General features: G+C 34.0%; 28 protein-coding genes and 1 pseudogene. 2 read left to right on the top strand and 27 right to left on the bottom strand.

Annotated elements, in window-relative coordinates; genetic code table 11:
- Positions 1-94: 94 nt before the first annotated feature.
- Both CLNEO_RS05040 and CLNEO_RS05035 read right to left on the bottom strand, forming a co-directional pair.
- Positions 95-667, bottom strand: a complete 573-nt coding sequence (locus tag CLNEO_RS05040) for a TetR/AcrR family transcriptional regulator (protein ID WP_066085480.1) — start codon at positions 665-667, stop codon at positions 95-97.
- Positions 668-1149: 482 nt separating this feature from the next.
- Positions 1150-1491: a winged helix-turn-helix transcriptional regulator gene (locus CLNEO_RS05035; protein WP_066085476.1), complete on the bottom strand. Its 342-nt coding sequence runs from the start codon at positions 1489-1491 to the stop codon at positions 1150-1152.
- Positions 1492-1594: 103 nt separating this feature from the next.
- Between CLNEO_RS05035 and CLNEO_RS05030 the strand changes: the two genes are divergently transcribed.
- The gene (locus CLNEO_RS05030; RefSeq protein WP_201032868.1) at positions 1595-1951 is read left to right on the top strand and encodes a RidA family protein; all 357 of its coding nucleotides are present in this window, start codon (positions 1595-1597) and stop codon (positions 1949-1951) included.
- Positions 1952-2600: 649 nt separating this feature from the next.
- Here CLNEO_RS05030 and CLNEO_RS05025 read toward each other — a convergent pair.
- From CLNEO_RS05025 to CLNEO_RS04970, 12 genes and pseudogenes are all read right to left on the bottom strand, one after another.
- Positions 2601-3476: pseudogene (locus CLNEO_RS05025) on the bottom strand (methionyl aminopeptidase).
- Between the two features lie 31 nt (positions 3477-3507).
- A complete protein-coding gene (locus CLNEO_RS05020) occupies positions 3508-3867 on the bottom strand; it encodes a helix-turn-helix transcriptional regulator (RefSeq protein WP_066085473.1) in 360 nt (119 codons plus the stop codon).
- Between the two features lie 394 nt (positions 3868-4261).
- The gene (locus CLNEO_RS16160) at positions 4262-4441 is read right to left on the bottom strand and encodes a hypothetical protein (RefSeq protein ID WP_201032865.1); all 180 of its coding nucleotides are present in this window, start codon (positions 4439-4441) and stop codon (positions 4262-4264) included.
- A 257-nt stretch (positions 4442-4698) separates the two neighbouring features.
- Positions 4699-5799 (bottom strand): NADH:flavin oxidoreductase, encoded by a 1101-nt coding sequence (locus tag CLNEO_RS05010; protein WP_066085470.1) that lies wholly within the window; start codon positions 5797-5799, stop codon positions 4699-4701.
- A gap of 72 nt (positions 5800-5871) precedes the next feature.
- A complete protein-coding gene (locus tag CLNEO_RS05005; protein ID WP_066085467.1) occupies positions 5872-6489 on the bottom strand; it encodes a nitroreductase family protein in 618 nt (205 codons plus the stop codon).
- Positions 6490-6562: 73 nt separating this feature from the next.
- Positions 6563-7555: an NADH:flavin oxidoreductase gene (locus CLNEO_RS05000; RefSeq protein WP_066085464.1), complete on the bottom strand. Its 993-nt coding sequence runs from the start codon at positions 7553-7555 to the stop codon at positions 6563-6565.
- Positions 7556-7655: 100 nt separating this feature from the next.
- Positions 7656-8213: a flavodoxin family protein gene (locus CLNEO_RS04995; RefSeq protein ID WP_066085462.1), complete on the bottom strand. Its 558-nt coding sequence runs from the start codon at positions 8211-8213 to the stop codon at positions 7656-7658.
- A 15-nt stretch (positions 8214-8228) separates the two neighbouring features.
- A complete protein-coding gene (locus CLNEO_RS04990) occupies positions 8229-9392 on the bottom strand; it encodes an iron-containing alcohol dehydrogenase (RefSeq protein WP_066085459.1) in 1164 nt (387 codons plus the stop codon).
- A 28-nt stretch (positions 9393-9420) separates the two neighbouring features.
- The gene (locus CLNEO_RS04985; RefSeq protein WP_066085456.1) at positions 9421-9975 is read right to left on the bottom strand and encodes a nitroreductase family protein; all 555 of its coding nucleotides are present in this window, start codon (positions 9973-9975) and stop codon (positions 9421-9423) included.
- 71 nt (positions 9976-10046) lie between these two features.
- Positions 10047-10334 (bottom strand): putative quinol monooxygenase, encoded by a 288-nt coding sequence (locus CLNEO_RS04980; RefSeq protein ID WP_066085454.1) that lies wholly within the window; start codon positions 10332-10334, stop codon positions 10047-10049.
- 36 nt (positions 10335-10370) lie between these two features.
- Entirely contained in the window at positions 10371-10592 is a 222-nt protein-coding gene (locus CLNEO_RS04975) for a NifU family protein (RefSeq protein ID WP_066085452.1), read from the bottom strand.
- Positions 10593-10617: 25 nt separating this feature from the next.
- Positions 10618-11124 (bottom strand): nitroreductase family protein, encoded by a 507-nt coding sequence (locus tag CLNEO_RS04970; protein ID WP_066085449.1) that lies wholly within the window; start codon positions 11122-11124, stop codon positions 10618-10620.
- Positions 11125-11327: 203 nt separating this feature from the next.
- Between CLNEO_RS04970 and CLNEO_RS04965 the strand changes: the two genes are divergently transcribed.
- Complete coding sequence (locus tag CLNEO_RS04965; protein ID WP_066085446.1) at positions 11328-11663, top strand: winged helix-turn-helix transcriptional regulator; 336 nt, start codon at positions 11328-11330, stop codon at positions 11661-11663.
- Between the two features lie 662 nt (positions 11664-12325).
- On the opposite strand, the gene CLNEO_RS04960 is transcribed toward CLNEO_RS04965, so the two are convergent.
- The 13 genes from CLNEO_RS04960 to CLNEO_RS04905 all read right to left on the bottom strand — a co-directional run bounded on the left by CLNEO_RS04960 (position 12326) and on the right by CLNEO_RS04905 (position 25147).
- On the bottom strand, positions 12326-13198 hold the full coding sequence (locus CLNEO_RS04960) for a recombinase zinc beta ribbon domain-containing protein (RefSeq protein ID WP_456297613.1): 873 nt from the start codon (positions 13196-13198) through the stop codon (positions 12326-12328).
- A gap of 59 nt (positions 13199-13257) precedes the next feature.
- The gene (locus tag CLNEO_RS04955) at positions 13258-14796 is read right to left on the bottom strand and encodes a recombinase family protein (RefSeq protein ID WP_066085444.1); all 1539 of its coding nucleotides are present in this window, start codon (positions 14794-14796) and stop codon (positions 13258-13260) included.
- Positions 14796-16475: a recombinase family protein gene (locus tag CLNEO_RS04950; RefSeq protein ID WP_066085442.1), complete on the bottom strand. Its 1680-nt coding sequence runs from the start codon at positions 16473-16475 to the stop codon at positions 14796-14798. Before CLNEO_RS04950 ends, CLNEO_RS04955 begins: the two co-directional genes overlap by 1 nt.
- A gap of 1 nt (position 16476) precedes the next feature.
- Positions 16477-18138: a recombinase family protein gene (locus CLNEO_RS04945; protein WP_066085439.1), complete on the bottom strand. Its 1662-nt coding sequence runs from the start codon at positions 18136-18138 to the stop codon at positions 16477-16479.
- 199 nt (positions 18139-18337) lie between these two features.
- Positions 18338-18589, bottom strand: coding sequence for a DUF6870 family protein (locus tag CLNEO_RS04940; protein WP_066085436.1), 252 nt, complete (start codon positions 18587-18589; stop codon positions 18338-18340).
- 692 nt (positions 18590-19281) lie between these two features.
- Positions 19282-19692 carry an RNA polymerase sigma factor gene (locus tag CLNEO_RS04935; protein WP_066085433.1) on the bottom strand — a complete coding sequence of 137 codons (411 nt, stop codon included), beginning with the start codon at positions 19690-19692 and terminating at the stop codon, positions 19282-19284.
- 462 nt (positions 19693-20154) lie between these two features.
- Positions 20155-20736 carry an accessory gene regulator ArgB-like protein gene (locus CLNEO_RS04930; RefSeq protein ID WP_162266457.1) on the bottom strand — a complete coding sequence of 194 codons (582 nt, stop codon included), beginning with the start codon at positions 20734-20736 and terminating at the stop codon, positions 20155-20157.
- 565 nt (positions 20737-21301) lie between these two features.
- Positions 21302-21643 (bottom strand): hypothetical protein, encoded by a 342-nt coding sequence (locus CLNEO_RS04925; RefSeq protein ID WP_066085429.1) that lies wholly within the window; start codon positions 21641-21643, stop codon positions 21302-21304.
- Positions 21644-21867: 224 nt separating this feature from the next.
- Positions 21868-22659, bottom strand: coding sequence for a hypothetical protein (locus tag CLNEO_RS04920; protein WP_066085426.1), 792 nt, complete (start codon positions 22657-22659; stop codon positions 21868-21870).
- Positions 22660-22878: 219 nt separating this feature from the next.
- Positions 22879-23025, bottom strand: a complete 147-nt coding sequence (locus CLNEO_RS15315; RefSeq protein ID WP_083531850.1) for a cyclic lactone autoinducer peptide — start codon at positions 23023-23025, stop codon at positions 22879-22881.
- A gap of 121 nt (positions 23026-23146) precedes the next feature.
- Positions 23147-23482, bottom strand: a complete 336-nt coding sequence (locus CLNEO_RS04915; protein WP_066085423.1) for a GHKL domain-containing protein — start codon at positions 23480-23482, stop codon at positions 23147-23149.
- Positions 23483-23496: 14 nt separating this feature from the next.
- The gene (locus tag CLNEO_RS04910; RefSeq protein ID WP_066085419.1) at positions 23497-24432 is read right to left on the bottom strand and encodes a hypothetical protein; all 936 of its coding nucleotides are present in this window, start codon (positions 24430-24432) and stop codon (positions 23497-23499) included.
- Complete coding sequence (locus CLNEO_RS04905; protein ID WP_066085416.1) at positions 24419-25147, bottom strand: LytR/AlgR family response regulator transcription factor; 729 nt, start codon at positions 25145-25147, stop codon at positions 24419-24421. The genes CLNEO_RS04910 and CLNEO_RS04905 overlap by 14 nt, the downstream gene beginning before the upstream one ends.
- Positions 25148-25287: the final 140 nt, after the last annotated feature.

Raw genomic sequence — 25287 nt, 5'->3', positions numbered from 1 at the left:
TGCGGTGTTCGAGATTCGAACACCGCAGTTTGTTTATCTAATTTTTAGGCATTGAGATTAGAATGTCTGATAAAAGGGATTTTCTTATGGCTTTTTACCAGACGTCATTTAAACCAGAACTTCTCTTAAGAGATAAAGCAATGTGTCCATCGAATAGCTGCCCAATTCGTCTGACGATAGTATCAGGGTCTTCCTTCATTCCAGAAGCAATCCAGCGTAGTACCATTTCAGTAAGGGCACACTGATAAAAGGAAGAAATCAGTTTTTTATCCCCCGAAGAAGCTGAGATACCGTCGCTTAATTTTTCAACATACCGGTTCATGACATGTCCTGATACATTGTATATATAATCCTCTAATTCTTCTCTCTGCATGGAGTTATATACATGATTAATGGCTATTTTGTTTTCTAAAGCAAACTTAGTAGCTACAATAAAACTCTCCTCCCAGGAAAATGTATCATTATATTCATCAATTACTGTCTGGAGTTCTGTTTGAAAGAGCTCTGACAGAAGTGCATATACATCTGTGTAGTAATAATAAAAAGTATTTCTATTGATCTCACATGCTGAAGCAATATCCTTAACTGTGATTTTATTAAGTGGGCGCTCATTCAGTATCTTTATGAATTCTTCTCGAATCTTTTTTTTCGTATATTGCTGTGCCAAGCTGTTACCTCCTTAATGCTTTAGCCTTGAGAGTACAATAATGATTGATTGTTTCTCCCTTCAAATTCTTATTTATATATAAGCTCTAATTATTGAAATTTATGAGAGACTTAGCCTTTGAAATTAAAAAATCTCATTATATGAAAGATCTATTCTTTCATCTTTAAATTTCTAAACTCTCCTTCTATATTATAAACGTTTTTTACATATTTTACAATCTTTGCAAAGTAATCTTTTCTCATTTTATTTGATCTCCTATTCTCAAAATAGTTAATCATAAAAGCAAGAGTATTTCTCCGAATTTGCTATATTTTTATATGTATCCATAATTCTATTAAAATTAACGGTTTGCGCGATTTAAAGCTAAACCTCTTAGTTCATAGCCTATCATATGCTGTCGCTTTTGTCATTGGCGTCATGCACATGGCCATAAAGCATATATGTCTTCGGACTTCCATCTTCATCCAACTTATACTGAACTTTTAATTATTTCGATTTTTTGCTCCCCACTTACACAACTCTTCCAAGACGGGTAATAGAGTTTCTGCTTTATCTGACAGACTATACTCTACTTTAGGCGGGATTTGAGGATACTCTTTCCGCTTCATCAAACCATCCGCTTCCAATTCTTTTAATTGAGAACTCAATATTTTAAAAGTAATAGTTCCTATTTGTCTTTTCAATTCATTAAATCGAACTGGTTGGTTTTCTGCTAAAAGGTAAATAATAACCATTTTCCATTTACCACCAATCACTGAGATTGTATAACCAAAAGGTGTATCTTGAATATTTTTAACTTTACCATTAAAATCAGCCATACCCATACTTACACTATTCTTTCGAATAGTACCTATCAATAAAGTGCGTACTATTTTTATATTTGAGCTTAGTATATACTAAGATTACATTAAACTAGGAGTGATAATAATGGCTAATATTAAAACCTACAATCACGGTCTTCCATGGGAAGACGAACATGGCATTGCCCAAGGCTACTGTGTTAACGGCACCATATACATTTCGGGTCAATTCTCCCATGATATCCAGGGCACATTTGTTGGTGAGGGTGATATCGAAGTGCAAACCAGACAAACGCTAGAGAATCTCGATCGAGTACTGGCGGGATTTGGTGCTACGAGGTCGAACATTGCTGAGATGGAGATTTTTCTGTCAAACCCACAAGAATTGAAAAATGCATCAGTATTTTCAAGGAGTATGTGGGCGACCATCGACCAGCCGGTGCCCTCGTTGGTGTGTCGGGTATGGCATTTCCTGATCAGCTGATTGAAATTCATGCTGTAGCACATATTAACTAACTCATTCAAAGTGGTGAGCGAGTTGTCAGAAGATCAAGCATCGAAAAGGCCCGTTTGTTATTAGTGTAAAGCAAAAAAGATGTTGCCAAGAATGTATAACTTTTATTATAAAACGAACCCCTCCCTCATTATTTGGCAGGGAGCAGTTCTTTTTATAGATATTATGCATCCGGCCGATCAGATGCAATTTTTATTAAATAATCTTTATGTTTTTCTATTTGAACAATATCTTTAAAGTGAAGAATGCTCAGTCATTCTCCTTCCACATTAAAGGAGAATCAATATCGCTTTTTTCTCTCGCAGCGTGAATGATATTCTTCCAAATGTTTAATTGAATCTCTTTAGACTCTTGCAATCTTTCCTGAAAATCTGGAAAAAGTTTTATGGCATCAAAATCAAAGAAAAATAATTAAAACTGAGGGCACTAATAGTTTACAAGCATGATGGAGGTGCATCTCGCATATAGTGTGAGGTATATATGATTTTGGGCATTATAGATTCCTCTTTGACTTTCGGGTAAAAGAAAAGGGTGACCGTTAGATCACCCATAAGACTATTTTCTTTATTCTGTTGTGCTCTAATTTTGTGTTCTTGAATATATTGATGATTTGGTGGCATTAATAGGCTAGTATCTCATAGCCATCATTAGTGACTAATACCATAACTTCCCATTGGGCAGATGGCAATCCATCTGTCGTATAAACTGTCCAGCCATCATTATCATCTACAAAAATTTCTTCAGTTCCCATATTCACTATTGGCTCAATCGTAAATACCATACCTGGGACTAAAAGCATTTCTGTTCTTTTTTTTGAAACATGGCTTATCCACGGTTCCTCATGAAATTGCAAACCAATACCGTGTCCGCCTATTTCTTGTACAACTGTATATCCATTACTCATGGCATGTTCATTCACAGCTTGCCCCATATCACCTAAAAATCCCCACGGCTTTATTTGTGCTAATCCTAATTCAATGCATTCTTTAACCACATCCACCAGTTTCTTTTTTTCAGGACTTACATTTCCGATACAAAACATTCTTGATTAATCCGAAAAAAATCCATTGTATATTGTAGAAACATCAATATTTATAATATCTCCGTCTTTCAGCAAAACATCACTGGATGGTATTCCATGGCATACTTGATCATTGATTGATGTGCATACACTTTTAGGAAAACCTTCAAAATTTAATGTCGCTGGGATTCCACCCAAAGCCACCGTTTTTTCATAAATCAAATGATCAATTTGCTCTGTTGTCATTCCTATATATATCTGTTCAGATATAAAATCTAAAACTGCTGTATTGATTTTTCCACTTTTTCTAATCTCAATAATTTGTTCTTGGTTTTTTATAATTTTTCTGGGTGGAATAATACATCCTTGAGTTTTGTACCATAATAGCTTTTCGTCAAAAGACTCATGACATTTTTTATACTTAATTTTGCTTCCACACCAACATAAATCATTTCGTCCAATTTCTTTTAACATTAAAACACTCCTTACATTTACTGAGGAGTGTTCAAATGTCTATTTGAGCTTTATCAAATGTTAAGACTTTCGGCAATAATTTACGATATTGAAAGGGTGTATAGCCATAAACACGCACAAAAGCTCTTGTAAATGCTTCATGCGATGAAAATCCATATTGTATAGCAATGTCAATAATACGATTCTTCGTTTTCTGTAATGCCATAGCGGCCATACTTAGTTGCCGTTTCTGAATATAATCTTTAAATGAAACACCGACATATTCATGGAACTTAGTAGAGCAATAACAAGGTGAATACCCGACGAAATCGGACATTTCTCCTAATGTTGGACATTCTTCTAAATTTTCTTCAACCCAATTTATCATATTTTCAATTGTTTTAACTGACAATCTTGTTCACTCCCTGCTGGTATATTATAACTTCTTTTATATTTCAAAACTTGATTACAGTTTCAATTTTATACATTATTTAAATTACACTTATTTGTCTTTAAATTCTGTTTGCATAGATTATAATTTTTATAATATTATATCACTCACCATTCAGTAAGTCACCCAGAAACTATGACTTTGAATAAACCGCCTCACAGCAAAGGCTTCCACTAACCATGTGACATATACAACGCACCTAACCTTTTCAGCAACTCTACACAATCCTTTGCGTCTTGCACATAGATGAATGCACCCTCATGATCTGCTATCATATTTGTCTTTTCAAAGTAGTCAATCAGTATTTTTTGTTTTTCCTCCGACAGACCCTTTACGATGTCACGAACGTGTGAGCTTAATGTACCCTCGTATAGAATTCCTGGGCATCAACATCATGAGAATAGGCAATGACATGAGCAGATTGGAAATTCTCCACTGCACGTTTGAAATCCATTCGTGCAATACGATTTTCTGTATATCTGTATGTGCTGGTAAAGGCAGAGGATAATGTCTGCAATAAATAATTCTCAACCATTTGTGACGTTATATATCCGGAATAAAATTTGAGTTCCTCCCAAATGATAAAGAAAACAGCATAAAAGCCGCACAAACTGCACGGCTTAACTTAATATTTTTATAATTAGAATTATAGTGTTCTGAATTTCGTGTCTATAATATTGGCATAGGTCCAAACATCAAATACTTATACACAATTTCTGTTTTTGCATAAATACTATACTCTCTTGATCTTACTAAACAAGTCTTTACTGTTTAGTATAACATGTGTCTATATTAATCCATTCCTTTATTCCTGCTAAATATACATGAATTCCCCTGAACATCTATGCATTTGCCACAAGATATACATTTTGCCTTGCTATTATCTTCTCCACCCCATCTATTTATTAAATCGAATTCGCGCAAAAATGGTCTAGATAGTGAGAAATATTGAATTTTAGTATTATCCAGTATATCATTCATTAAGGTAAGTGATCTATTACCACCAACTAAAATGACAGGCACATTTACTTCTTCCGCTATCTCTGCAGCATATTTTCTAAAATATGATTCATTTTCTAAATATTTAAGTCCCTTTTCTTTTACGCTTCTATCTTCTGTTTTAGCTCCTACAACCCCGCTGATTTCTATAGCATCAATGCCAAGCTCTTCTAATCTTTTGCATACATATTTGCAGTCTTCAAAAGAAAAGCCATCTTCTATAAAATCAGAGCAATTAAGTTTAATTAACACAGGGAAACCTGTTCCGACCTTTTCTCTCACAGCTGCCAGGGTTTCGAAGATAATTCTTGCTCTGTTTTCAATATTTCCACCATACTCATCAGTTCTTTTATTGTAGTGAGGGCTTAGAAACTGACTGTAAATATATCCATGAGCAGCATGAAATTGCACTCCATCAAATCCTGATTTTTTAGCTCTAAGAGAAGCATCCGCAAAACTTTCAACAAGACCTCTTATCTCTTCCTTTGTAGCTTCCTTAGGAGTAACACCATATATACTATGGGCTACAGCTGACGGTCCTAATATGATTCTCTCACCTACATTAAAGTTAGTTTGAGAACCACCATATGCAATTTGCAATATTATGTTTGTATCAAACTTATGGATCCTATCAGTAAATGCTTTGTATTCTTCAATAAATGAATCATTATAAATCCCCATCATTCTAGGATTGGGCTGTTCATCTTCTGTAACATAAGCATAACCAGTTATTATTGTACCTACTCCACCTTTAGCAAGATTTTCATATACATTATATAGTTTCTCTGTCATATGCCCTTTGTTATCCGCCATAGCTTCCCATGTAGCAGATCTAAAAAATCTATTTTTTAGATTCATATTACTTAATGTTGTATTATCAAATAACCTTTTCATAGTACCTCCATAAAAACTCATATTTTTAATTGTTAATGCTTATAAACTTTTTGGTCATCATTTCTAAATAAATTAGATTGTTTGAATTACCAATTCATTTAATTCCAGTCTTGGTCTTTGGGGAGGATTTTGATCAGGATATCCTATCGGTAATAATGCTACTACATCATATCTCTCATCAAGTTCAAGAATCTTTTTTGCCTTTTCACGATCAAACATCATTATCCAACAACTTCCAAGCCCTAAGTCAACTGCTCTTAATGCGATATGCTCCAAAGCTATTGCCGCATTTAAACTTAAATATGATTTTAGGCTTTCTTCATCCATCTCTCGTCTTCTTTTGTTATAAGTCTCGGAATCTCTATTCATATTAGCAAGTGGAGTATCGGCAAAAGCATTTGATTGCCTTAATTCCTTTGACCTTTTCTCAGCTGTATCTAAAACTTTTTTGTTTATGCAGCACGCTATAATCAATGGTGCTTGTGTTACAAAAGGTAATGGAGTACATTCAGCGAATTTAGCTCTCGCTTCTGCACTCTTTATGATTACGTAACGAGTAGATTGCAAGTTGCTGCCTGATGGCGCCAGCCTTCCTGCTTCAATTAGCTCACTGATATAATTTTCCGGAATAGGATCAGTTTTAAATTTTCTGATACTTCTTCTGGATTGAATCGCTTCATTTAATTCCATAATTACGCCCCTAATATTCAATTTTTTTGATGCAAGTCTCAAACTCTAAGTTCTGATTATTTTCTTTAAAATATTAATTCAAACTTTTAATCGCATTTTCCGCCCACTTGGAATCTTTGTATATCGCTCTGCCAACGCCAATAAGATCGGCTTTTCCCTCGGAAAGAAGTTTTTCAGCCGCGTTTACATCAGTAATTCCACCAGTCAAGATAACTGGAATCGACACAACTTTCTTTATAGATTCAGTCAATGATGAAAAATACCCTTGGTCAGTAAGCCCAGCAACAATAAACCCACAAAATCCGCCAGATATATCAAGAATATCTACTCCTGCTTTTTCAAACTCTAATGCTGCAATTTTGCTATCTTCAATTGTACTACCGCCCTCCATATAGTCAGAAGCACCCAATCTCAGTAGAATTGGGAAGTCATCACCCACAGCATCACGTACTGCCTTAATGACTTCTAAATGAATTTTAATTCTGCCTAGCACATCTCCACCATATTCATCAGATCTCTTGTTAGTAAGAGGAGAGAAAAATTGATTTAGAAGATATCCATGTGCAGAATGAATTTCCACACCATCAAAACCAGCTTTCTTTACACGCAATGCAGCGTCTTTAAATTCACCAATTATATCTTTAATTTCTTTTTTAGTAAGTTCCTTTGGAACATTACCTATACGTGGATTTGCTATAGCACAAGGTCCAACCGGCTCATGTCCTGTAACAGCTAAACTGGCTGCACTCCCAGCATGATTAATTTGCATTACTGTTTTGGAGCCATTTTTATGAATAATATTTGATAATTTCTTCAAATCCTCAACACGGCTATCATCCGCCACAGAAAGCTGACCTTCACTTGCCTTTCCTTGTTGTGTGATAAAGCTATGTTCTATAATAATCAATGATATATAACCACCCTGTGACTTTTCATCGTAATAATCTAATATATTTTTGCCTATTCTTCCATCCTTTTCAGATTTCGAAGTAGCCATAGGCGGCATAACCAATCTATTCTTTAAAGTTAACTTGCCCTTGTCTAAGGGTTTAAGTAAATATGACATTTTTAACCTCCTTACATTTCGAAATTTAAACAGATAAACTCTACATCCGTATAATTAGCCGATGTAGAGTATCTAGTTATCTTATAAATTGATACCTTTACTAAAATTCAACTTTTTCTCCAAACTCATAAGCCTTTTTTAAAGCGTCTAAGTTTTTACTAACTTCAACTTCGCCAGTGCAAACACCTAATACTCCTGCCACACCTACATTCAGATATGCACATACTTCTTTAAAAAGTTTCTCTACAGTCTCAGGACCAGAATTAGGCAGCTCACCTTCGTAGGTCATAAGGAGCATAACTTTTTTATTATGAAAATCAAAACTTCTATCTGTAAAATTCAATGCGTATAATCTATCAATTAAAAGCTTCATTTGAGCGGTAACACTCCACCAATATATAGGCGTTGCTAATATTATCAGATCTGATTTTTTTATTTTCGGAACTATGTCCTTCATATCATCATTAATGACACATGTTTTATCTTCATTGTTTTTGCAAGAATTACACCCCATACATGGCTTTATATTACTATTCTGTAAAAAAACAATCTCACTTTGTGCATCATTTTTACTCAAGATACCATCTAAAACTTTATCTAAAAGTAATGATGTGTTACCATTTTTTCTAGGACTCCCCAAAAAAGAAACTATATTCATTTAAATCACCCCTTATTATAAAGCTGCTCTATATATATTAAGCACATCTTGTGCTTCTAAAGGCTTGAAATTTCCAAGTTTTCCTCTTACAGTAGCTTGCTTCGCCATTTCTTCTAATTTCTCTTCCTCAATTCCTACTTCTCTTAATGAAGAAGGTAATCCTAAGGATACAAAATATTCTTTTGTCTTTTTGATAGCATTATGAGCAATTTCATATTTATCACCAATAGAATCAATTCCCCAAACATTAACTCCATACTCAACAAATTTATCTACCGTATTATCATTTAAAACATATTCCATCCAATGTGGTGTTAAAATTGCAAGACCAACTCCATGAGTAATGTCATAGAATGCACTTAACTCATGCTCCATAGGATGAACACTCCACTCTGCATCTTTTCCATAGCTTAAAAGACCATTAATAGCAAGGCTGGAAGTCCACATTAAATTTGCTCTAGCTTCATAATTTCCAGGCTCTTCCATAGCTTTTGCACCATAATGTATGCAAGTTTTAAGAAGTGCTTCTGCCATTCTATTTTGCAAGTATGCCTCTTTCGTGTTGTTAAAGTATACTTCGAAAATATGACTCATTATATCTGCTGTACCCGCTGCTGTTTGATTTTTAGGTACTGAAAATGTATAGGTTGGGTCTAATATTGAGAATTTTGGAGCCATATCTTTGTGGCCTGTACCAAGCTTTTCACTTGTTTCAAGGCTTGTAATTACTGCTCCAGCATCCATTTCAGAGCCTGTTGCAGCTAATGTCAGTATGCTTGCAATTGGAAGGACATTATCTATTTTTCTTGGATCAACAACAATATCCCATGCATCTCCATCATAGTAATACCCTGCTGCTATAACCTTTGCGCAGTCAATTGTGCTTCCACCGCCTACAGCAAGTATAAGCTCTATTTTATTATCTCTGCATATTTCAATTCCTTTTCTTACGCTTGATATTCTTGGGTTAGGTTCTACTCCTGGCAACTCCCAAAATCGTATATTGTTTTTATTGAAAATATCTGTGATTTTCTCGTATATTCCATTTCTTTTTATACTTCCTCCACCATATACAAGCAATACATTAGATCCGTAATTCTTGACCTGTTCAGCAAGTACTTCTATTTTATTTCTTCCAAAAAATATTTTTGTTGGTATTGAATAATTAAAATTTAGCATAATTTCTCCTTCGATTCAAAATTATATATTATCTTATATAATTGATAACTTCCCTATTTCTTTTTGATGGTCCTAAAACACTATCATTTTCTTTATAACCGACTGCTACAGCATAAAACGGTTCATATCCATCAGGTAATTTTAATTTTTTAATCTCATCACTAAGTGTAAAGAAGAACCTACTGAGTCCTACCCATACAGTTCCTAAACCTATACTTTCGGCGGCTATCAGCATATTTTCAATTGCTGCTGAACAATCAACCGAGTATGAACTAACCTCTTTTTTGCCTGATACGATTATTAAAGTAGGTGCATTATAAAATATATTTACAGCGTTTTTCCCAATATTTACTATGTTTTCATTATCACTTTTGAGCATCACTTCTTTTGACTTATCACTAATAAAGTTAATCATATCTCTATCTTGTATTACTGTAAAATGCCACGATTGTGAGTTGTTTGCACTGGGAGCTTGTATACCAGCATCTAATAATGTTTGCAATTCTTCTTCACTGATTTGTTTATCTTTATACTTTCTTGTACTTCTTCTATTTCTTATTGCTTTAATTACCTCGTTTTCCATTCCTATAAACTCCTTCATTAATTATTAAATTTTGTCTAATATCTTATTTTACATCAAAACTTCATAAATTCTTAAAGTACTTTTTTGCAAATATTCAGTTCAGGCTTTTGATCCATATATTCATTCATTTTCGGAACAATTTTTTTAAAATGCTCTGAAGACATATGATTATTTAGGTCTTCCATTGTTTCCCACTCTTCTATCATGATCAAGATACTTGGATTTTTCTCATCCTGATACATTTCATACTTTATACAGCCATCTTCTTTTACCGTTGTTTCTACTAATTCCTTTGCTAACTCTAAAACATTCTCAATTTTAGCTTTTTTAGCAAAATTTTTTGCTATAACATTTATCATACAATTCCACTCCTTTTTATAGTTTATATTTTTATGCTAAACTCCTATAACTTCTTTAACTCCAGGTACTTCTTCCTTTAAAACTTGTTCAATAAACATTTTAATGGTCATTAATGCGCCCGGACAATTGCCGCACGCCCCCTGAAGCTGAACCCTAACAACTCCTTCATCGTTAACATCAACAAATTTTACATCTCCACCGTCTCTTTGTAATGCTGGGCGAATCTTTTCCAATGCTTTTAATATCATATTTTCCATTTGTAAACCTCCTATGATTAATCATTTATTTCCAATTTTCATAATGAATTCTTGTTGCATCAAATCTATCTACAAATTCATTTTTCTGACCATCTGGATATCCTACTGGTATTAATGCAAAAGGTTCAATACTTTCGGGCAAACTAAATAGGTCCTTTATATAATTCATTCTTTCTTGAACAGGTGCAATTCCAAGCCAAACTGCCCCAAGTCCTAACTGTACTGCTTCTAAAAGAAGATTTTCTGCAGCAGCCCCCATATCTTGTGGTATACAAGGGGGGAATTTCACTCCCTCTTTTCTTGATAAAAGAACAACTGTAACTGGTGAATTTGCAACCATTTTTGAATATGGACTTGCCTCAGATAACTTTTTTAACACCTCCTTATCTTCAACGATTATAAACTCCCAAGGCTGTTGGTTTCCTGCTGATGGTGCCTGCATTGCTGCTCTTAAAAGTTTTTCCATTTTTTCCTTTTCAACTGGTTTATCCACATATTTTCTTATGCTTCTTCTGTTAAAAATCACTTCCATTTATACGACCTCCTTATAAAAAAACTTTAAATTTTCAGCTTGTTTATTTTGAAACATTTTTATCACCAAATAAGTAATATTGTTTTTTTATATACTGTATGTTATGATTATACTACAACAATCCCAAATCACAAGTACGCACTTTTTTGTCACATAGTATATAAAACGATACCATGTTATTTTAAAAATACGGAGGTTACAAAATGTCAGATTTAAAGAATAAATACAGTTGCTCAATGGAACTAACTATGGATTTAATCGGTGGTAAATGGAAAATTAGAATTCTTTGGTATCTAAATATGGGTACAAAAAGATTTTCTGAGGTTAAAAGATTAATTCCTGATATTACCCCAAAAATGCTTACAACTCAGCTCCGAGAGATGGAACGTGATAATTTAATAACAAGGAAAGTATATCCAGAAGTGCCACCAAAGGTTGAATATTCTATAACGGAATATGGAAGAAACTTACAAGTTACGCTTGAGGAAATGTGCAAATGGGGTAATAAGTATGCTATTGATCATGATATTAAATTATAGTATCTAAATTAATTGGACCTTAACTATAATCTACAAATAAAATTTTAAAAAAGATAGAAGCAGTTTAATAAAACTAATCCACAATAATCAAAAGCAGGGGACTGTCTCACCCTCCTGCTTTCACAATGTACAAATTTATAATTTATGGTGATTTGCTTGCAACATATGAGCAGGTAAGCAAAGCAATCTTCTATATACCAAACTTGTTGTATTGTCGGAATCAATATACGCTGTGTATTCTGCTATTAAAGCGGAAAAGACTATTGGCTAGTTTCACTGGTAACTATTATTTGGATAATTTACAGATTACTAGAATAAAAAGGCATTTATTTCTGCGTATATTCAAAACATTTGAGATTAAAACTAAGTTCAAATGTTAACGGTTGTATCTTGAAAAGTCAATTATCTGTAGATTCATAAAAAAATCCTCTTCACTTTATAGACAACTTATCTATGGGGCATAATTGCTACCGATAAATCCCTCTAAGCACTGTATATCAAATAGAAAGTTATACACAAATCAAAGAGCAATATCTTCTGTTGCAAGTAGCAATCTGTTAAGACTAAAACCCTCAGTTTCTCTGAGGACTTTAGTCTTAACAGATTCCCCTTTCTTCAAGAGCAGTAACTTACCATTATCCTTGTCACTGCCCCTGCCATTCCTATTCATAATGATCTATCGTATGTTCCATGACGATGCCTGATTCAAACTGTATCTCCAGTCTCTCTCCCTTATTCACCTTAATGGTGTTTATTAATCTTCTGACTAAGTCTTCATCAAACTCTCTTACCTGTGGTTTTACAGTCTTTAGGGTACTGTCCATTTCTGTTAGTTTTTGTTTATAGTTCTCAGCCTGTTTCTTTTCCCTTACAACCTTTAATTTTGCCTGTTTAAGCTCGTTTATCTTCTCTGATATCCTTTTGTACTCACCATCAAAATCTTCTGCTACAGCTCCTTGTTTTGCGTTTTCTTCGATTAAGGTTAGTATCTCTTTTTGCAGAGATTCGATCTGCTCATCATATTCTGTTGGGATATCTTTAGTAGAGTATCCACCGATAACCCTGATGACATTTTCTCTGAAAGCCCCTATAAAATCTCCATTGTTTTCTACTACCTTATTAATAGCAGTCATAATGGCATTATGTAGAGGTTCTTCTTTTAAGGTAGGTGAGTGCTTGCAAGATGCCTTTGTTCCATTCTTTAGCCTGTTCTCACATCGCCATACTGCACTTTTTTGTCCATATTTTGACCATGTCTGCCTACGGTAGGGATGTCCACATTCGGCACATGCTAAGATTTCTGTTAGTGCATATTTGGAGCTGAATTTGCTCTTTTCCTTTTTTAATTTATTTGTTTTTCTTGTAACTGCCGCTTTATTCAGACTGGCTCTTCTAGCTTTTTCTTCCTGTACCTTATAAAATAATTCCTTTGGTATAATGGCCTCATGGTTATCTTCTATATAATACTGAGGTACGATTCCGTTATTCTTTACTCGTTTCTTTGTTAGGAAGTCTACGGTATAGGTCTTCTGCATTAGGGCATCACCCATATATTTTTCATTAGCTTGTGTCAAGACATACATAAAAAAATAATCTAATCTTTTATACAGTTTTTAAAGTTCCAAACAATTTCAAGGCTATTATCGGGAAAAACCTTTATTGTTTGAATCAACTCTGCTACAAGCTGTTGGGTAAGTTCCTGCACTCCTGCATATTTGCCCAAATCTTTTGTTGTACTATCCTTAACTACATAAGTTGCATTTAGTTTTTGAAGTAACGCTGTTTTCTCATGTTCAAAATCTGTTTTTTTTTGAGATAACTCCGCCGTTTTTTCTTTGAAATCTTCTTTTGACAACTTGCCATCTGCCAAACGCTCAAAGAGTGAAGTCTTTTTACAATCAAGCTGTTTTATCTGCCTTTCAATATGTTCGATTTCAACTTCATAACTATTGTTTTGAATTCTGCCTTTATTCATATCCTGAAAAACAAACAATCTAATTTTTCTTTGAATTTCATATAGCACAAAATCCTTTAACTGTTGCTCATTGATACGAACATCTTTACACTCACAAAAAGTAACAAACCTTCTTGTTGCGCAACGATAACAAGGTTCTTTTTTGTTTTTGAAAAAAGTAAGCGTTCGGCCACAATGCTCACATTTTAATAATCCTTTAAACAGGTTGTAGTCAGCGATGGTATATGGCTTTGGTATATATGGCCTCATAACTAGCTGTGCTTGCTTCCATACATCTCTTGAAACAATTGCCTCATGTGCATCTTCACAGATTATCCATTCACTTCTGGGGATTTGCATTGTTTTCTTAGTGTTAATATCAATTTTTGTTCGTTTGCGGCTTATTAGTTTACCTGTATAACGCTCATCTTTAAGGTAACGATGAACAATGACATTCGTCCAAATAGTGTTTTCACTGCTTAATTTCCACCCTCTCATTTTGTCTGTACCTTTTTCTTTATGATACATATAAGGAGAAGGGACACCTTCGGCATTAAAAATCACAGCTATTTGCGTCGGAGTTTTGCCTTCACAAGCAAGCTTAAATATGCGTTTCACAATAGGCGCAGTTTCAGGGTTTTGTATTAACTTGTTTTTCTCGATTTCCGAACGCATATAACCAAACAAAGGTAAAGCACAAAGATATTCACCTTTTTGAAACTTAGATTTCTGCACTGCTCGTATTTTCCGGGAAATATCTCGACTATACATTTCATAAATCAGAGCCTTTAGCCCTACATCAATGCTTGCGGTACTACCTTTATAGTCTTTACTGTCGTAATCTTCATTGACTGCAATAAATCGCACGCCTAAAAAGGGAAATACTTGATCAATATAATTTCCAACTTCAATAAGGTTCCTGCCAAATCTTGAAAAGTCCTTGACCATTACAACCTCAATCGTTTTGCCAGTCAGCTTAAGCAGTTTATTCAGTGCAGGGCGGTCAAAAGTTGCTCCGCTGTATCCATCATCAATAAATTCCAAAATCTCATAGTCTTGCAGGTCTTTTTTTGATGATATGTAGTTTTTAAGTAAATCCCTTTGATTGGAAATGCTATTACTTTCCCCTTCGTTTATATCTTCATTTGATAGCCTGAGATATATCGCAATGGTTTTCATTATGCAGCACCTCCCACAAACTCAGTGAGAATCGCTAATTCATCAGCAAATTTCCATATGATTTCTACATCGTTATATCCACTAACAATGATTTTATCAATCATCAGCTCAATAAATTCACGACTTAATACTGTGGTATCCTTTTGCCCTCTAAAAGCCTTGATCCACTCATTTTGTGGGGATAATATTTTTCCATCTAAAACTTGTGCTTTTAGCAAGCTTTTTTTGGCTTCTTCCAGTTCCTCAGCCTGTTTTAGATAATTGGACTTCAAGCGATTGTACTCTACTAGGTCTATGGTCCCGTCGGTGTAATTTTCAAAAAGTGCTGAACATAACAGCAAATTTTTAGTAATCAGCTTTTCCGTATTTACTAAATCGGTTTTGATTTTTTTCTGTTTTGCTATGTATTTTTTTGTACTTTTCAGCTTTTTCAATTTATCTTCCAATGAAAAAGTCAACTCTACTTGTGCTCTCAAACTTGAAAGAATGACATCGATAAGTTCTGGCTCACCCAAGCATTTTTTGCTGCATTTAGATAGCTGTAAATTGTGTGCATATTGATTACAAAGAAAGACGTAGCGTGTCTTAGCAAATTTTTTTGCACTTTTATAACGTATCATTTTTTGCCCACAATCAGCGCAAAACACCTTCCCTTTAAAAATATTTTCTGTAAAAGGATATTTCTCGCTGTTCGCCTTCCGCTTTTTGGCAACCTCATCAATCGTATTTTCTAATTTTTGAAATGTTTCTTCATCAATAATCGCCTCGTGCGTACCATACACCACTACATACTGTTTTTTATCTTTCTTGGTAAGGGGTAAGCCATTGCAAAGGGATTCCACTGTTTTGCCCTGCGTCACATTTCCTGTATAAGTAAAGTTATTTATAATTTGCTTTACCATTTGTCCCTGCCACATCGTAGCTTTTCCCGTTGGAATTTTCTTTGCCTTGTATCTAGCGTTTTGGTAATTATATACCGATGGCGAGGGAATACCCATTTCATTTAGTTTTCTTGCAATTAAAATATAACCAATGCCTTCAATTTTCCACTTGAAAATTTCCTTTACGATAGGCGCTGTTACAGGATCAATAATTAAATGGTTTTTCTTATCTGGATTTTTCATATAACCATAGGGCGCAAAGGCTCCGATATACTCGCCATTTTTCTGTTTCTGGTGAAGAACAGTGGCCGACTTATGAGATATATCCTTTGCGACTAAGCTATTAACAATATTTTTAAGGGAAGCAACCATATCATCACTGCTGCTATTCTTCAGGGTATCGTAATTATCAGTCATGGCAACAAAGCGTACATTCAAAAACGGAAATATCTTTTCAAGATAATAGCCTGTTTCAATGTAGTTTCTGCCAAAACGAGATAAATCCTTCACTACGATACAATCTACCCTTCGATCTCTCACATCGTCCATCATCTGCTCAAAGGCTGGTCTTTGAAAGTTTGTGCCTGTAAAACCATTATCTTTATAAATGGAATACAGTTTCATATCCTGTTGAGCATTGACAAACTGCTCCACCATATATTGCTGTGTTTCAATGGTTTCACTGCTATTTGTACCACTATCCTCTATAGAAAGGCGGATATAAATTGCTGTACTGTAAACGTGTTCTATTGGTTCCAAGATCGTTTGAGCCTTGTTTTTTCTACTTACTCGTGCCATATTATACCGCCTCCTTCACTTTATTCCGGGGCGATATTTGTTTTTCCATACTTTGAATGAAAGAAAGAGCAAGGTCAAAATTGTATTGATATTTAAATCTAATTTCAAGCCTTTTATCGTCATATACCGTTATTTTATCAATGAGGTTGACGGCTATTTTTCGGTCAATAGCGTCAATATTTTGGTAGAGCTTGAATTTCTCTATCCATAAGGTTTCCTGGGTACGATTTAGCACCAGCTTATCAATTTCTTCCTTTAAATTTACAATTGCAAATTCTGCAGATTGTTGCTTTTCATCATAAACCGATTTCAAACGAAGATACTCGTTTTTATCCAGGATACCGTCGGAAAGATTTTCGAAAAGAGCTGTTTTTAAATGCTCATATCGTTTTACCTCATCTTCCTTGCTGACAATTTGAGCATTCAGTTTCTTTACATTGGTACTCTTATATGGGAGCGTATCAATGTATTTCAGTATACGTTCCATCTCCACAATGTTTGCAATATGTTGTCTTAACGCAACTAAAACACCTTCGGTAATAGCCGTATCACTGATGCGATGGCTTGTACACTTCTTTGTAATTCTGTTTTTACCACACATATAGTAAAAATAGGTTTTCCCATTCCTGCATACACTGCTGCGAACAAGCTGATTGCCACAATCTGCACAGTAGAGAAGTCCCGAAAAGGTATAAACCTCTGTTTTGTTTGGAGCAACCCTTGTATCACTGTTTAAGAGTTCATTGACAATGGCAAATTCCTCGTTTGTGATAATAGGTTCATGATTATTTTCAATCCTTACCCATTCATCACTTGGTTTTGTTACCGTCTTTTTCACCTTATGATTTGGGGTGGTGCGTTTGCCTTGTACCAAAGTCCCTACATAAAATTCATTTTTTAATATGCGCCCAATAGCCACAGCTGACCATTTTGCTTTTGTATTGGTTTGGAAACTTGTTTGATATTCCATTCCACAAAATTTTTTATATTCCATAGGGGACAGAATATCCAGCTCGTTCAGCTTGTCGGCTATTCTCTGCTGACTTTGTCCCTCCATTTTCCATTTGAAAATATCACGGACAATATCAGCGGCATAATCATCTATCACAAGTTTATGTCTATTTTCGGGGTGCTTAAAATACCCATAAACAGCAAAAGAGCCAATGAAATCGCCCTTTTTGCGTTTGATTTCCAACTGGCTCCGAACCTTTATCGAAATATCACGCAAGTAAGCATCGTTTATCAAACTGAGAAAAGGCAGTAAAATATTATCACTTTGGCTTCGACCGTTGATACTATCAAAGTTTTCATTGATAGATATCACTCTGATACCCAAAGCAGGAAACACTTGATCTATGTATTTTCCCACTTCCACAAAGTTACGACCAAAGCGTGATAAATCCTTTACCACTATACAGTTAATAGCACCATTTTCAGCATCCTCAATCATTTTCTTTACAGCAGGTCTGTCAAAGTTGACACCGCTATAACCGTCATCAATGCGTTCCGAAACAACCTGAATGTCCAGCTTGTCCTTCAGAAAATGATAAATCAAATCTCTTTGATTGCCGATACTGTCGCTTTCTGATTTATCCCCATCTTCTTTCGAAAGACGGAGATAGATACTTGCACGATATTTTGTATCTATATTTAATTTTTCCATTTTGAAACCTCCATTATGTACCCGATAAAAATCGGGCCGATGGCATTACAATCGGCATTTTTCAAAAAGAAAATGTACTGAGTAAATGTAATTCCCCAAAAACATTCACAATGGATTTTCAAAGGTTTGCTTATTTGTTTTTAAAGATATCACTTTAAAGCACTAAAGTCAATATCTTTCCATTGTGTTTAAAAATAATTTACATCGTTGCAAGATAATGCTCCAATCTATCCTCTAAAGTTGCCGATGTATTTTCGGCAAAGGATACCTTTACTACCAAATCACCACATTTGTAGCAATAAGGATTGCCTATTTGCTCAATAAAGCTTCTCAGTCGTTCTTCTTTCGGAAGTGCTGTATTCACAACAACATCGTTAATATCCTTGAGTGTGGAACGGTCAACGGTTCTCACATCAATCTTTTTCATTGCTTCAAAATCAATACCATTCATATTCATAACCTCCAAATCTTTTTCGTTTCTTATCAAATACAACACCATGCCCCACAAGAAGTTATTACCTTGTGGGGACAAGTCTTGCATCTCACCAGATACAAAAGGCAGAGAGTTTGTGTTTATTCAAAAATATAGTGACTGCCTTTCGTAGTATGTTTTTTATTCAAACTGTATCGTATTTTCGGATAATGGGTATCTGAAAGAAGTCAGACCACCGAAGGTGGCTTTTGCAAAGCAAAAGTACTGAAGGATTATCCTACTGCTCGCCCCCGATACGGGAGTATAGAAGTTTGCTTACAGATTTATTCACCACAAATGATGATGTAAGCTGCATTATTCCGCCGATAGGTGTTATGACAGGTGACTAAGCTGTCCACCATATTCGCAGAATATCCCTTTTACCGTTGGACACGGATTGATGTTTTGCTTTACTTGTGGTCTTGGCATATTACACAGAACCACTGTTTTTAGAAGTCCATAGACTTATCGCTCGTACCCTTTGATGTTATCTTGTTTACAAAGTGAAACGCCTTGCAGGGGGTCTTGACGGTCTTACTTCAGTGCTCACACAAGTAAAGCAAAAACTTCTATACCGATATTCAATTTTCAAGCTGCAACGAGAGAACAAACCTTAGTAAATTTACCCCTCTACTATATAGGACAGAAGTAGCGCCGTTTTGAAGTATGTTTTATAAAGAATTTTTTAATCCCTCTAGTTTTTTGATTACAGTATCAACTGAATACTTTACTGCTCTTTCCGAGCAATGTTCTTTTGCCGCAATCTCTGTAAAGGTATACCCCAAAATACGATTGAAATAAAATCTTCTTTGCTGAACAGGTGTGCAGTTTTTAATCACATCAACAGCGGATTTCAATTCTTGCCTTTGCATAGCTCGATCTTCTAAGGATGTTGTGCGAAGGCTATGTAAATATCCAGCAATATCACTTTCCACATCTTCATCAGATGCGTGTCTTTCTTTCTCTTTGCGTAAACGCTCAATCTCTTTTCTTTCTTCATCAAAAAGTTCAAATATTTCAAAAGAAACCTTAACCCTGATTTCCTCCCCCTGGGAGTTTGTTATCGTTACATAAAATGACATATCTTTTCCTCCATTATTTTGAATTTATTAGTGACAAATTCAAAATAGGAGGGGAACGACAACACAAGATTGGCTCTACCACCCAAATAAAAAAAGACGCTCTAACTTTTTCATGGAAAGTCATGGCGTCTTGTAAAAATATATCAAGTTGTGTTTGAATATAATTTATGTGTAACATAAGAATACCTCCTGAAAGGAGCTATTCCTGCCGAGGGCGGTCATCCTAAGATGGCTGTCATAATTCCTCATATTATCCAGAAATCGCAATAAAAAAGCAGTGCCAACAACTTGAGTTTTTCAAGTACCGGAACTGCATTTTCATATGGGAAATATAAGAAATTATAATTTACACTATGAAAAGCTAAGATAAATATATATCTATAATTAATTCTTTACCTCTTATGATCTCTGTAATATCCAACCTTCTTAATTTTTCGCCGTATAAAAACTTACTGATTTCGTTCAGCTATTATTTCTATTATTCTTCAGAAACATTTGAATCATCTGAAAAAATACTAATAGCGCTGTTATCATAATACATAGGCAAATCACATAGGCAACGTTGTATATCCCTACTAGAAATAAAACAATAATGGTAAAACATTCAATCATTAAATGAATTATGGTTTTTTTACGGTAATATTTTCGTTCTGCTGAATCAAGTGGCTTATGTGTTGACTCTACAGGTGCAACCTTTAAAATAAATGGTACAGATATAGCCAATATTCCTATACTAATAAGCTTTGTATTTTCCCCTGGTGTAAATTCCACTGCTGCCAATACCAATGCTATAATTCCGCAAGACATAAAATAACAATTTATTGCTTTCTCGCAATGATACCCGCCTACGTATGTACGAAGAAATGCATATGAAATTAGAAATATAATTCCTTCTAGAACCAGTCCAAATAAAAAACCCAATACCAGAGTAGTGATGATATTGAACCCAATTTCTATAGCAGAGCATAAGCCATAGACAATAATTTCCTTATTCTCTGCTTTGCTTGCACCATTTTTAATCAGTGCATTTGTAAGTTTTTCCATTTGCTTCTTAAACATTAGAATTTACGAAGGATTTTTGCTGCATCCAATTTGCACTCCATGTTGTCATAATTACGGCGAATGCTGTAATTACATTGCTCCATCTATACAGATTCCATTTACCCATCGTATCACCCCCTGTTTATTGCATTTAGTATATATATTTTTTTACTATTCATCACCAACTGGGTAAGGCTTAAATTTGCTGCAATGAATTTAAAAAAGATGGTAATATGGAGGTTCAAATCTCCCTTCACATTAATAAACACTTAAAGAGAGATGTTTTTCTAAAAATTTTTATTTACTTCTGTATTTGAATAAATAATCAATGACAACTGAATATGCAATACCAATAGCACCCAGCTTTGGTGAATCCATTAGCCCCATTATTATAATTGAAAAAATATAACATTATTCATCTCATCTGACGGATATGTATAGATGCACCACTTCTGGTTTAAAGAGAGTACTTCCAGTTTGAGGAGAGCATATCAAATCTAAATATTACTCATAAAAAGGAATGATTCTTTATCTTGTACAATCTGGGGGCTTACATTCAATTCCGATATTATTTAAATTTTTTATAAATTTTTAAAGATAATGCGCCAGCTACCAGACCCAATGGTACTGATGGAAAAACAGAAATGAAGTAATTATTTAAAAAACGGAACAAAGAGAAAACAATTGCAAATCCAATTAAAAAAACCATAGTCTCCCTAGCACTAACTGCGCCAAAAAAATCCGGACTGGTATCATTATTTGCTTTCCTACGTAAAAATTCCACAAAAAAAACAATAACCATAGCCGCAACTGCAAAAAGAACTAAGCTGAGTTTAACTGTTGGGTCTAAATTCGATATCTCTGAGGTTGATCCATAGCCTAGACGTAAAAACATTGGTACATTTTTCATATTCTTCCCTCCTTGTTCCTGTAAGTTACTTCCAAAATATATATGCCTTGCAGCCCACTATTTAACAGTAGCCCACAAGGCAATTGTTATAAACCTTGTAAAATTAGTCACTAACTTCACAAGAGATTATATTATTTATATTCAAACATTTTTGTGCTAACATTAAAACAAGGTAGTGTTCTAATAATTCACCAACTTCTTCTATGGGTTGAAGCAAAAACTTATTAAACATATAACAATTGTTTCGCATAAATAATCTCGCTAAAGCCAGATGGTGTTGAGAAAGAGGAGTCTGTGTAATATGTCTGATAAATTTTGTAATAGTAAATCAAAGGTCTTCCTGATGTTGATGCATTCTCACTTATATAATATTCATCTTCCACATAAAGTCGTGTTGTGTCTGGTGTGTAAAGTTGAAGTTCTTCTAAGTAAGAAACAAGATCCTGTAGGTTGCCAAGATATTCATCAAGCGCCGCCAAGGATGGTACCGCTCCACCACAAAGAATCAATAACTGACTTAGCGCAAAAGAGCCAATTTCTCGATTTAACGGAATGTTAATTTGCTGCGTTGTATAATAGTCTCTATATGGACCTGGATCAAATCGCGTTAAGCTCGTAATCCAATTTTCACTAGTAGATCTTAGTTGATTCTTAGATATTCTATCTACATCTGATGTAGTCACTTCTATTTTTTCTCCGCTAACAAAAATAACACCTTCATTATTAATAAACATACTCGATTCTTTGGAATCTTCGCTAAAATGATAATTCGTTCCTTTGGCAGTTGATTCTTTCATAATAACTGCCCTGGTTCCATCGTATCGTTCTAAAATAATTGTATTTTTATCTAAGGAACGCTGCTGTAATTCAATAACTGAATAAGCTCCAGATTTTAGCAAAATCTGAAGATTCGGATCATTAATTTCACTAGGATTTACTGAGTCATTTGCATAAACAGCGACCAAGCTAGACACTGTCAGAATAAAAGCCATAAACAACCCTAAAATTTTTTTCATATCTTTCCACCTTTCAAGTTGATTTTAGTTATTATTTTACACTTACCTCTTTCAGTCTCAACATAAAAGGATTCATCACAGAGTTAAGTTGAGAACCCGAAACACATGATAATACAAGGCATAATAAAAATAACCTTTTTTAAATCTTCCTTGCTTAAATATCGTTTAAAAGTTCTTTCTTTTTAAACTAAAACCTTTTTTTCTATTACTTCTTAAACATTAGAATTTACGTAATTTTTTTGCTGCTTCTGGTAACTTTGGTTGATGTGTCACAAAGGTACATGCTGTATTTGCACTCCATGTTGTAATTAAAACTGCAAATGCTGTAAGAACACTACTCCATTTATATAATAACGCTTTCTTCATAATGCCACCCCCTTTCCTTCAATACGACTAACCCCATTCCTTTGATACGACTAAGTATACAACACTTATAAATTCGTGCCAGAAAAAGGAATATGTGGTCGTTTTAAGGGAATAAGTGGAATTATTTTACAAATGGAATTAGTGCAGATACAGAAAATTTTGAATCTGTATGTTCTATCTCCAGCTTTCCATCATACTTTGAAATTACATTTTTAACATTTGAAATACCCAATCCGTGCTTTGATTTTTCCGGTTTTGTTGTTTTATAGGTCTCATCTTCTATATACAATGGATGAGAATATGTATTATCCATAAAAATAATCAAGCTGCCTTTATTATATTGCATATGCAAAAGAAAATCCTTCTGCTGTTTGGAAGGGACTTGTTTTAACGCAGTCAATGCATTATCTAGCAAGTTACCTAACACAATCGTAAGATCATAGGATAAAATATTCATTTCAGACGGAATTTTTACATTGAGCTGAATATTACATCTAGCATTCTCATTTCTTGCAGCTTAAAATTTACAATACTATCCACTACAAAATTTCCCGAATCCAAGGTATTTGTTGTACCCTCCATTTCTTCCATCATTTTTGAAATATATGAATGTACCCCTTCTAAGGACTGATTTTCATACATAGCTTTCAAAGTAATCAGATGATTTTTCATATCATGTTTCAAAGAGCGAATGATAGAAAGGGATTGTCTCATCGTTTCATTTTGCTTTTCATATGCAAGTGCTTGCAGGTGTAAAGTATTTTCCTGTGTATAAACCACCATAGCACAGTATAACTTCTCATCTGTATAAAGTATAAGTCCATTCACTAACATCAAAATCACACTGCTCATTATCATTTGCAACAAGGTCAGGTTTTCTGCGTTCAATGACACCACAAACAAATATAATGTCCCTAACAAAATAAATATGTGTATAACATAATATAGCTTTGGTATACGGTACTCTTTTTTCCTACGCTTCATAAAACGGTAAACACTAATAGCCATCACAAAGGTTACGATCCTAACCAAAATAATACCAACGATAGAATCAAATTGGGTGCCTTGAAATGGATTTATATGAAAAAATCCTACCATTCCCAACGGAATAATTTCAGCTATCATTAAAATAATGTAAACGATAACTGTATTTAAAAAACGAGTAATACTCGGATATGAATAATTAAATGAAATAAGAAAAATAAGTATAATATTTGCAAGCAATACTACAATTGGTATCCTAATTAATAAAAAAATAATAGATACACATGTCGCATAACTTATATATGAAATTACCTCCACTTTTCCGCTATATCTTTTTTTCGGCATAAATGCATTACACAATAAGTAAATAGCTATAACATGGAAAGGTAAGGTTAACATACAAATAGCCTCATAAATTGGCATTTTTAATCTCCTTTGCAATCTCTAACTGTACTTCCTGTAATCTTTTAAAATATCTTCTACTAACCGGAATAGCCTGTCCATTCGTCATAACTATCTCATCTTTGGATATTTTTTCAATATGATTAAAATTGACAACGAATGAACCATGTGAACGAACAAAAATTGGGGGCAATAACTGAATTGTTTTTTCTAAGCTACCATTAAAAAAGTCATTTCCCTGTACCGTAACAATTTTTACTTTTTTTAATTTACTTTCAAGATACAAAATATCCTGGAAGTTCACTTTATTTATTGTCTGTTGTGTTTGATATTCAAAATACTTATTCTCTTTTTCTATAATTTTTGCAGCAAGTTTTAGGTACCCAAGTAATTTTTCCTTATCAATAGGTTTTTTCAAGAAGTTCATTGGTTGCACATCAAAAAGCTCCATTTCATAACCTGTTTTTGCAGATATAAAAACAATTTTACTCAAATGATCATCAAATCCATTTCGAATTTGTCTTCCAACATCTACACCAGTTATAGTACCAAGTTCAATATCTAAGAAAATCAAGTCATATGAATGTTCATTTTGTATAAAATGTATCAATCGTTCTCCTGAGAAAAAAACATCAATTTCCACTTTAATGTAAAATTCTTTTTTATAGGATAATATCATTTTTTCGATTTCTGAGCAAATAAATTGGTCATCATCACATATCGCAATTCGTAACATACAAGCCTCTCCCCCCGATTCATAATTATTTTTAGTATAACATATAATGATTTATTTGCTATTTAATGAATAATAATTTTCTAAAATGCCCTTAATTTTTTAATGTTACTAATATAGGTTCTAAGGTTTGACAAGAATAA

It is taken from the genome of Anaerotignum neopropionicum (assembly GCF_001571775.1).
In the GTDB taxonomy this organism is placed as follows: Bacteria; Bacillota; Clostridia; order Lachnospirales; family Anaerotignaceae; genus Chakrabartyella; species Chakrabartyella neopropionicum.
This window is presented reverse-complemented; position numbering and strand designations above follow the sequence as displayed.

Bases quoted from the DNA above. Each gene is read 5' to 3' on its own strand.
- CLNEO_RS04925 (WP_066085429.1), bottom strand. From the start codon at position 21,643: ATGAAAAATGTACCAATGTTTTTACGTCTAGGCTATGGATCAACCTCA.
- CLNEO_RS04910 (WP_066085419.1), bottom strand. From the start codon at position 24,432: ATGCCAATTTATGAGGCTATTTGTATGTTAACCTTACCTTTCCATGTT.
- CLNEO_RS16160 (WP_201032865.1), bottom strand. From the start codon at position 4,441: ATGGTTGAGAATTATTTATTGCAGACATTATCCTCTGCCTTTACCAGC.
- CLNEO_RS04905 (WP_066085416.1), bottom strand. From the start codon at position 25,147: ATGTTACGAATTGCGATATGTGATGATGACCAATTTATTTGCTCAGAA.
- CLNEO_RS04990 (WP_066085459.1), bottom strand. From the start codon at position 9,392: ATGCTAAATTTTAATTATTCAATACCAACAAAAATATTTTTTGGAAGA.
- CLNEO_RS04950 (WP_066085442.1), bottom strand. From the start codon at position 16,475: ATGGCACGAGTAAGTAGAAAAAACAAGGCTCAAACGATCTTGGAACCA.
- CLNEO_RS04945 (WP_066085439.1), bottom strand. From the start codon at position 18,138: ATGGAAAAATTAAATATAGATACAAAATATCGTGCAAGTATCTATCTC.
- CLNEO_RS04970 (WP_066085449.1), bottom strand. From the start codon at position 11,124: ATGGAAGTGATTTTTAACAGAAGAAGCATAAGAAAATATGTGGATAAA.
- CLNEO_RS04955 (WP_066085444.1), bottom strand. From the start codon at position 14,796: ATGAAAACCATTGCGATATATCTCAGGCTATCAAATGAAGATATAAAC.
- CLNEO_RS04935 (WP_066085433.1), bottom strand. From the start codon at position 19,692: ATGTCATTTTATGTAACGATAACAAACTCCCAGGGGGAGGAAATCAGG.
- CLNEO_RS04960 (WP_456297613.1), bottom strand. From the start codon at position 13,198: ATGCAGAAGACCTATACCGTAGACTTCCTAACAAAGAAACGAGTAAAG.
- CLNEO_RS05035 (WP_066085476.1), bottom strand. From the start codon at position 1,491: ATGGGTATGGCTGATTTTAATGGTAAAGTTAAAAATATTCAAGATACA.
- CLNEO_RS04995 (WP_066085462.1), bottom strand. From the start codon at position 8,213: ATGAATATAGTTTCTTTTTTGGGGAGTCCTAGAAAAAATGGTAACACA.
- CLNEO_RS04915 (WP_066085423.1), bottom strand. From the start codon at position 23,482: ATGAATATTTTATCCTATGATCTTACGATTGTGTTAGGTAACTTGCTA.
- CLNEO_RS05030 (WP_201032868.1), top strand. From the start codon at position 1,595: ATGGCTAATATTAAAACCTACAATCACGGTCTTCCATGGGAAGACGAA.
- CLNEO_RS05000 (WP_066085464.1), bottom strand. From the start codon at position 7,555: ATGTCATATTTACTTAAACCCTTAGACAAGGGCAAGTTAACTTTAAAG.
- CLNEO_RS04985 (WP_066085456.1), bottom strand. From the start codon at position 9,975: ATGGAAAACGAGGTAATTAAAGCAATAAGAAATAGAAGAAGTACAAGA.
- CLNEO_RS04965 (WP_066085446.1), top strand. From the start codon at position 11,328: ATGTCAGATTTAAAGAATAAATACAGTTGCTCAATGGAACTAACTATG.
- CLNEO_RS04930 (WP_162266457.1), bottom strand. From the start codon at position 20,736: ATGGAAAAACTTACAAATGCACTGATTAAAAATGGTGCAAGCAAAGCA.
- CLNEO_RS04940 (WP_066085436.1), bottom strand. From the start codon at position 18,589: ATGAATGGTATTGATTTTGAAGCAATGAAAAAGATTGATGTGAGAACC.
- CLNEO_RS05010 (WP_066085470.1), bottom strand. From the start codon at position 5,799: ATGAAAAGGTTATTTGATAATACAACATTAAGTAATATGAATCTAAAA.
- CLNEO_RS15315 (WP_083531850.1), bottom strand. From the start codon at position 23,025: ATGAAGAAAGCGTTATTATATAAATGGAGTAGTGTTCTTACAGCATTT.
- CLNEO_RS05005 (WP_066085467.1), bottom strand. From the start codon at position 6,489: ATGGAATTAAATGAAGCGATTCAATCCAGAAGAAGTATCAGAAAATTT.
- CLNEO_RS04980 (WP_066085454.1), bottom strand. From the start codon at position 10,334: ATGATAAATGTTATAGCAAAAAATTTTGCTAAAAAAGCTAAAATTGAG.
- CLNEO_RS04975 (WP_066085452.1), bottom strand. From the start codon at position 10,592: ATGGAAAATATGATATTAAAAGCATTGGAAAAGATTCGCCCAGCATTA.
- CLNEO_RS04920 (WP_066085426.1), bottom strand. From the start codon at position 22,659: ATGAAAAAAATTTTAGGGTTGTTTATGGCTTTTATTCTGACAGTGTCT.